This window comes from Streptomyces aurantiacus JA 4570 (assembly GCF_000414115.1).
In the GTDB taxonomy this organism is placed as follows: Bacteria; Actinomycetota; Actinomycetes; order Streptomycetales; family Streptomycetaceae; genus Streptomyces; species Streptomyces aurantiacus_A.
In genome coordinates, this window is record NZ_AOPZ01000089.1 from 1 (window position 1) to 1,149 (window position 1,149).

Genomic DNA, 1,149 nt, shown 5'->3' on the forward strand with positions numbered 1-1,149 from the left:
GGTGGCGGCGGTGGCGCGCCGGGGGGCGGCGCCGGCCGCGGTGGTGGCGGGGGGCCGGGTCGCGGCCCTCGTCGTGGTCGTACGGTCCACGCGTCACTCCCGGGGGCCGTCGGCCGCTCACCGGGGGCGGCTGCGACAGCCTGTCAGTTTGGGTCCATCCACCATAGAGTTACGTCTGCTTAACACGCAAAACCCAATATGTAACGCCTAGTTGACGAGCACAAGGGCCTGTACGGCGGGCGTGGGGGTAGGCAAGGGGAGTGGGCATGAAGAACGGGAGCCGAAGCGGGACCGACCGGGCCGGCGCGGGCGACCTGCTCCACCTGGTCCGCAGCGGCCGCGCCACGACCCGCGGCGCCCTGCAACAGGTCACCGGCCTGTCCCGGGCCACCGTCGGCCAGCGCCTCGACCGCCTCTTCCGCGCGGGCTGGCTGCGCGAGGGCTCCGGCAACCCGGTGGCGTCCCCGCTCGGCGGCCGCCCCTCGGTCCGCCTTGAGTTCGACGACGCGCACGCCGTCGTCCTCGCCGCCGACCTGGAGACCCGGCACGCCCGCACCGCCCTGCTCACGCTCACCGGCGAGGTCGTCGCCGAGCGCGGCTGGCCGCTGCGGGTCGACGAGGGCCCGGACAAGGTCCTGGACGAGCTCGGCGCCGGGTTCGGCGAGCTGCTGCGCGCGAGCGGCCGGGACCCGGACGCGGTGTGCGGCATCGGGCTCGCCGTGCCGGGCCCGGTCGACAGCGAGACCGGCCGCGTGGTGCAGCCGCCGATCATGCCCGGCTGGGACGGCTACGACATAAGGGGCAGACTCCGCCGCGCCTTCACCGAGCACACGGGCGCCACCGCCCCGGTGCCGGTGTACGTCGACAACGACGCGAACCTGATGGCGTACGGCGAGCAGCGCGCCCACTACCCCGACTGCTCGGCGTTCGCGCTGGTCAAGGTCTCCACCGGCATCGGCGCGGGCGTCGTCGTCGACGGCTCGGTCTACCGGGGCATCGACGGCGGCGCGGGCGACATCGGGCACATACGGGTGCCCGGCGCCCCCGGGAGCGCCGCCGCGCTGTGCAAGTGCGGGGCGTACGGCTGCCTGGCCGCCGTGGCCAGCGGGCGGGCCGTGGCCGCGCGGCTCGCGGCGGCGGGAGTGCCGG

At 75.8% G+C, this 1,149-nt stretch carries 1 protein-coding gene; it reads left to right on the forward strand.

Going from position 1 to position 1,149, the window contains the following annotated elements; translation table 11 throughout:
* Positions 1-266 precede the first annotated feature (266 nt).
* The coding region (locus tag STRAU_RS11910) for an ROK family protein (RefSeq protein ID WP_037658834.1) at positions 267-1,149 on the forward strand (883 nt) is incomplete at its 3' end.